This window comes from Streptomyces sp. NPDC054847, from assembly GCF_053610925.1.
In genome coordinates this window covers 1-5,968 of the sequence record NZ_JBSGZJ010000440.1, presented here as the reverse complement: position 1 = coordinate 5,968, position 5,968 = coordinate 1, and the positions used below count along the sequence as shown (strand labels likewise).

Sequence of the window (5,968 nt, the reverse complement as noted above, 5' to 3'; positions counted from 1 at the left end):
GCGTAGGGGGACCAGCGGCCCGGCAGCGCGTTCTCGTCGCCGAGCGCCTTGACCAGCTCCTCCGTGGTGGAGCGGCCGGGGCGGGCCGTCGCGTTCACGAGGCCGTCGCGTTCACGAGACCGCCGACTCCGCGACCGGTGCGGGCGCGGCGGCGGGGGCTGTGCCCGACCGCAGCGCCGCGTACGTCAAGCCTCCCACCAGTCCCGACAGGACGAAGCTCACGTCGATACCGCCGGTGAGGCCGAGCAGCGGTCCTTCGTAGAGCGGGGTGGAGACGGCCGTCAGACCCACGGCCGCACCCAGCGCCCAGGACACGGTGGCGGGTACGTTCCAGCCGGACCGGAACCAGTAGACGCCGCCCCGCGCACGGCGGTTGTGGACCTGGAGGGCGTCCGCGTCGTACACGCCGGCGCAGCGGACGTGCGCCATCAACGTGATCACCGCCCAGGGGGTTCCCACCGCGGTGAGCAGCAGCACGAACGACGTCATGGCCGACTGGGCGTCCCACCCGAAGTGGCCGGCGAACACGAACGCAGTGGCCACGACGGCCACCACCAGGGTGGCCCGGGTACGCGTGGCACGCGGCAGGATCGCGTCCAGGTCGAGCCCCATCGAGTAGAGCATCAGCCCCGCGTTGCCGACCGAACCCGCCCCCGCGGCGATCAGCAGCGGGACGAGGTACCAGGCGGGGGACGCGGCGACGAGCGGGCCGGCGTAGTCGGCCCCGGCCCGCGCGGCCAGCGCCGTGTACGTACCGAAGAGCTGCGGGATCAGCAGCCCGGCCACCAGCCCCGCACAGGTGGCGCCGAGCACCCGGCGCGGGCTGTGGCGCAGCGGCGAGATGTACCGGGTGTAGTCGCCGAGCAGGGTGATGAACGCGATCGGTCCGCTGAGTCCTGCGGCCACCGCCGACAGCACCCACGTCGGCCAGAACGACCCCAGCAGGTACGGAGTGTCCGGCGGCGCCGCCGTGGTGAGGTCCGGGGCGTACGCGACGATGCCGAGCAGCAGGAGCGCGGTCATGCCGACGGCCAGGACCTTGCTGAGACGCAGCAGCAGCCGGTAGCCGTACACGGCGCCGACGGCGGTGCAGGCGGCGAGCAGCGCGTAGACGAGGGTGTGGGCCAGGCCGCCGGTGGGCAGGCCCGCGAGGCGCGCCAGCGTGCCGATCACCACGTCGCCGCCGATCCACAGGGTCAGTGCCGTGTAGCCGAGCGAGAGCAGCAGGCCGACGACCGACCCCACGAGCCGGCCGCGGACCCCGAAGGCGGCGCCGCTGGACGTCGACAGATTGGTCGCCGTACGCAGCGAGACAAGGGCCAGCGGGGCGGTGACGGCCACACCGACGACCGTGCCGGCGACGACCGAGGTGACGGACGGCCACAGGCCGAGGCCGAAGGAGACCGGGAGCCAGCCGAAGACGATCACCCCCAGGCAGAGGTTCGACCCGAGCAGGATCGAGACGAGATCGCGAGGAGTGCTGGTGCGCTCCTCTTCGGGGACGGTGTCGACTCCGCGCTGTTCCACCGGCATGGGCTGCCCCTCACCTTCACGGTTAGAGTGACGTTCTAATTGAATGCTGCTCAATGTGAGGCATGCCTCGTACCAAGTCAATGGTTTCCTTCTGGGAGTGCGATTGTTAGAGTGACGCTCAAAGATGGAGGTGTGGTGACATGCGACTGACCCCGACCGAGCGCGACCGGCTGCTGCTCTTCGGCGCCGCCGAGCTGGCGCGGGCACGCAGGGCCCGCGGTCTGCGGCTGAACGTCCCGGAGGCCACCGCGCTCATAGCGGACACGGTCTGCGAGGCGGCACGCGACGGTCGCCGGCTCGCGGAGGCCATCGAGGCCGCCCGCTCGGTCCTCGGCCCCGACGACGTCCTGCCCGGCGTCGCCGACGTGGTGGGGGAGGTCCATGTGGAGGCGGTCTTCGACGACGGGTCCCGCCTCGCCGTCGTCTCGGACCCGATCGGCGGCGGGCAGGGCAAGAACGCTCCCGGAGCGCTGCTGCCCGCGCCGCCGCACGACGAGACGCCGCCCGCCGTGCGGCTGACCGTGCGCAACACCGCCACCGTCCCGGTCAGCGTCACCTCGCACTTCCACTTCTTCGAGGCCAACCCGCGTCTGCGCTTCGACCGGGCCGCGGCCTACGGCATGCGGCTCGCCGTCCCGGCGGGCTCGTCGGTCCGCTTCGACGCGGGCGGTGACGTCGAGGTGGGGCTGCTGCCCATCGGCGGCGACCGGATCGCGATCGGCTTCGCCGGCCTGGTCGACGGACCGCTGGACGCGCCCGGCGCGAAGGAAGAAGCCCTGCGCAGGGCGGCGGCCTGCGGCTACCTCGGAGCGGAGGAGAACTGATGGACCCGTACGAGTACGCATCCGTGCACGGACCCCGCGCCGGGGACCGGGTCGTCCTCGGCGACTCCGGCCTCGTCGTACGGGTCGAGTCCGACGCGCAGAAGCCCGGGGACGAGTTCCTGGCCGGTTTCGGCAAGACGGCACGCGACGGACTGCACCTCAAGGCCGCCGCCGTCCGGGAGACCTGCGACGTCGTCATCAGCAACGTCCTGGTGATCGACGCCGTGCTGGGCATCCGCAAGGTCTCCATCGGCATCCGCGAGGGCCGCATCCACGCCATCGGCCGGGCCGGGAACCCGGACACCCTCGACGGTGTCGACGTCGTCGTCGGCACCGGCACCTCGATCGTCTCCGGTGAGGGGCTGATCGCCACCGCCGGCGCCGTCGACACCCACGTCCACCTGCTGTCGCCCCGCATCATGGAGGCATCCCTCGCCTCCGGCGTCACCACCGTCATCGGCCAGGAGTTCGGCCCCGTGTGGGGTGTCGGCGTCAACTCGCCCTGGGCGCTGCGGCACGCCTTCAACGCCTTCGACGCCTGGCCCGTCAACATCGGCTTCCTCGCCCGTGGTTCGTCCTCCGACCCGGCGCCGCTCGTCGAGGCGCTCGCCGAGGGCGGCGCGTCCGGCTTCAAGGTCCACGAGGACATGGGCGCCCACACCCGCGCCCTCGACACGGCGCTGCGGGTCGCAGAGGAGCACGACGTCCAGGTCGCCCTGCACAGCGACGGCCTGAACGAGTGCCTGTCCGTCGAGGACACCCTGCGGGTGCTCGACGGACGGACGATCCACGCCTTCCACATCGAGGGCTGCGGCGGAGGGCACGTACCGAACGTGCTCAAGATGGCGGGCGTGCCGAATGTCATCGGCTCGTCCACCAACCCGACCCTGCCCTTCGGCCGGGACGCCGTCGCCGAGCACTACGGCATGATCGTCTCCGTCCACGACCTCAAGACCGACCTGCCGGGCGACGCGGCGATGGCCCGCGACCGGATCCGCGCCGGGACGATGGGCGCGGAGGACGTCCTGCACGACCTCGGGGCGATCGGCATCACCTCGTCGGACGCGCAGGGCATGGGGCGCGCGGGGGAGACCGTACGCCGCACCTTCGCCATGGCCGGCAAGATGAAGGCCGAACGGGGGCCCCTGGACGGCGACGGCGCGCACGACGACAACGCACGCGTCCTGCGCTACATGGCCAAGCTGACGATCAATCCCGCCCTCGCGCACGGACTCGCCCACGAGATCGGCTCCATCGAGCCCGGCAAGATGGCCGACATCGTGCTGTGGCGGCCCGAGTTCTTCGGAGCCAAGCCCCAACTGGTACTGAAGTCGGGATTCCCCGCGTACGGCGTCGTCGGCGACCCGAACGCGGCGACGGACACCTGCGAACCGCTCGTGCTGGGACCGCAGTTCGGCGCCTACGGAGCGACACCGGCCGACATCTCGGTGGCGTTCGTCGCCCAGGCGGCCGTGGACCTCGGCTCCGATCTGATGCCCACCCGCCGGCGCCGCGTCGCCGTGCGCGGTACCCGCGGCATCGGTCCGGGTGACCTGCTGCTCAACTCCAGGCTGGGGGACGTGTCGGTGGACGGACACAGTGGACTGGTGACCCTCGACGGCGATCCGCTGCGCTCCGGTCCGGCCGAGTCGGTCTCGCTGAACCGCCTCTACTTCCTCTGAGCCCGCCGCCCCCGCCGCCTTTCAAGCCCCGTCCTCAAGCCCTCCTTCAAACCCCTCCTTCAAGCCAACGACGCCTTAGGACTTGCCGTGACCTTCCGCATGCCGGCCGAATGGGCCCCGCACGAGCGCACCTGGATGGCCTGGCCCGGCCCCAACCCGACCTTCACCGACGAGGCGGAACTCGCGGAAGCCCGTGCGGCGTGGGCGTCCGTGGCCCGGGCCGTACGACGCTTCGAGCCGGTGACCGTGGTCGCCGGGACGGGGCAGGTGGCATCGGCCCGGGCACTCCTCGGTGCGGACATCGAGATCGTCGAACGGGACCTGGACGACGCCTGGATGCGCGACATCGGCCCGACCTTCGTCACCGACGGCTCCGAACTGGCCGCCGTCGACTGGGTGTTCAACGGCTGGGGCGCGGCCGAATGGGCGCGCTGGGAGCACGACGCCAAGATCGCCCGCCATGTCGCGGACCTCGCGGGCGTCCCCGTGCACCCCTCACCGCTGGTCAACGAGGGCGGCGCGATCCACGTCGACGGCGAAGGCACCGTCCTGCTCACCGACACCGTGCAGCTCGGCCCCGAGCGGAATCCGGGCTGGAGCCGCGCCGAGGTCGAGGCGGAGATCCACGCCCGGCTCGGCACGACAAAGGCCATCTGGCTGCCGCGCGGCCTGAGCGGCGACTACGGCACGTACGGCACACGCGGGCACGTCGACATCGTCGCCGCCTTCGCCCGCCCAGGCGTCGTCGTGGTCCACACCCAGCCCGACCCTTCTCACCCCGACCACGAACCGTGCAAGGCGAACGTGGCGCTGCTCTCCGCCCAGACGGACGCCAAGGGGCGCCGTCTGGAGGTCGTCGAGGTCCCCGCCCCGACGAAGCTCCGCGACGAGGACGGCGAGTGGGTCGACTACTCGTACATCAACCACTACCTGTGCAACGGGGGTCTGGTGCTCTGCGCCTTCGACGACCCGCGTGACGAGATCGCGGCGGGCATCTTCCGCCGGCTCTTCCCCGAGCGGACGGTGACGCTGGTGGACGCGAGGGCGATCTTCGCGGGCGGCGGCGGCATCCACTGCATCACCCAGCAGCAGCCGCGGGTCTGAGTCCGGGCCGCCGACGGCACAGGATCGGGTAGAACGTACAGGTGACCAGCACCAGCCCTGCCGGCCCCCGCCGCCGGAACCAGTCCGCCCCACCGCGCGAGCAGCTGCTCGCCGCCGCCATGGCCACCATCGCGGAGCGCGGCCTCGACGGGCTGACCATGGCCGGGCTCGGCCGGCAGGTCGGAATGAGCAGCGGGCACCTCCTCTACTACTTCCGCACCAAGGACGAGCTGCTCCTGCAGACGCTGGAGTGGAGCGAGGGCCGCCTCGGCGCGGAACGCGGCGCCCTGCTGTCCCGGCAGGCGCCGGCCCGTGAGCGGCTCGAGGCGTACGTCGACCTCTACGTCCCCGACGGGCCGCGCGACCCGCACTGGACGCTGTGGCTCGAGGTCTGGAACCGCTCGCAGAACGCGGACGCCGACATGCACGGCCGCCAGGCGGCGATCGAGGGCGCCTGGCACCGGGACCTCGTGGCGCTCCTCGCGGAGGGCGTCTCCCGCGGCGAGTTCCGCCCGGTGGACCCCGACCGCTTCGCGGCCCGCCTGCGCGCACTGCTGGACGGCTTCAGCGTGCATGTCGCCGTGGGCATACCGGGCACGGGCCGCGAGCAGGTGCTGGCGCACGTGGGGGAGTTCGTGGCGGAGTCCCTGCTCCGCTGACGCCCGGCCCGGGCGGACTCGTTCCCCTACCCGCCCCTTCCCGAACCGGGGCAGGCCCCGGACCCCGTACCGCCCTGCGGGCGGCGTACCGCGCTCCGCGCGGTGCCCTCAAACTCCCCCTACGGCCTGGCGGCCGTGGGAGGTGCCCCCGGGCGGGCTGAAATGC

5 protein-coding genes and 1 pseudogene are annotated in these 5,968 nt (G+C 72.3%); 4 read left to right on the top strand and 2 right to left on the bottom strand.

The genetic code is table 11. The features are described 5' to 3' along the window. Both ACWGH4_RS29485 and ACWGH4_RS29480 read right to left on the bottom strand, forming a co-directional pair. Nucleotides 1-98 (bottom strand): annotated as a pseudogene (locus ACWGH4_RS29485) (transcription antitermination factor NusB); the annotation flags it as partial. A gap of 13 nt (nucleotides 99-111) precedes the next feature. Beyond that, on the bottom strand, nucleotides 112-1,533 hold the full coding sequence (locus tag ACWGH4_RS29480; protein ID WP_453466291.1) for a cytosine permease: 1,422 nt from the start codon (nucleotides 1,531-1,533) through the stop codon (nucleotides 112-114). 140 nt (nucleotides 1,534-1,673) lie between these two features. Between ACWGH4_RS29480 and ureA the strand changes: the two genes are divergently transcribed. The 4 genes from ureA (at nucleotide 1,674) to ACWGH4_RS29460 (ending at nucleotide 5,802) form a co-directional block, all read left to right on the top strand. Then, nucleotides 1,674-2,357 carry an urease subunit gamma gene (gene ureA / locus ACWGH4_RS29475; protein ID WP_453466289.1) on the top strand — a complete coding sequence of 228 codons (684 nt, stop codon included), beginning with the start codon at nucleotides 1,674-1,676 and terminating at the stop codon, nucleotides 2,355-2,357. Further along, nucleotides 2,357-4,039, top strand: a complete 1,683-nt coding sequence (locus ACWGH4_RS29470) for an urease subunit alpha (RefSeq protein ID WP_441266013.1) — start codon at nucleotides 2,357-2,359, stop codon at nucleotides 4,037-4,039. Before ureA ends, ACWGH4_RS29470 begins: the two co-directional genes overlap by 1 nt. Nucleotides 4,040-4,126: 87 nt before the next feature. Then, nucleotides 4,127-5,143, top strand: a complete 1,017-nt coding sequence (locus ACWGH4_RS29465; RefSeq protein ID WP_453466286.1) for an agmatine deiminase family protein — start codon at nucleotides 4,127-4,129, stop codon at nucleotides 5,141-5,143. A 119-nt stretch (nucleotides 5,144-5,262) separates the two neighbouring features. Then, nucleotides 5,263-5,802: a TetR/AcrR family transcriptional regulator gene (locus ACWGH4_RS29460; RefSeq protein WP_453466293.1), complete on the top strand. Its 540-nt coding sequence runs from the start codon at nucleotides 5,263-5,265 to the stop codon at nucleotides 5,800-5,802. The last annotated feature ends 166 nt before the right edge of the window (nucleotides 5,803-5,968 follow it).

Coding starts and splice junctions, on each gene's coding strand:
- ACWGH4_RS29480 (WP_453466291.1), bottom strand. CDS start 1,533: ATGCCGGTGGAACAGCGCGGAGTCGACACCGTCCCCGAAGAGGAGCGC.
- ureA (WP_453466289.1), top strand. CDS start 1,674: ATGCGACTGACCCCGACCGAGCGCGACCGGCTGCTGCTCTTCGGCGCC.
- ACWGH4_RS29470 (WP_441266013.1), top strand. CDS start 2,357: ATGGACCCGTACGAGTACGCATCCGTGCACGGACCCCGCGCCGGGGAC.
- ACWGH4_RS29460 (WP_453466293.1), top strand. CDS start 5,263: ATGGCCACCATCGCGGAGCGCGGCCTCGACGGGCTGACCATGGCCGGG.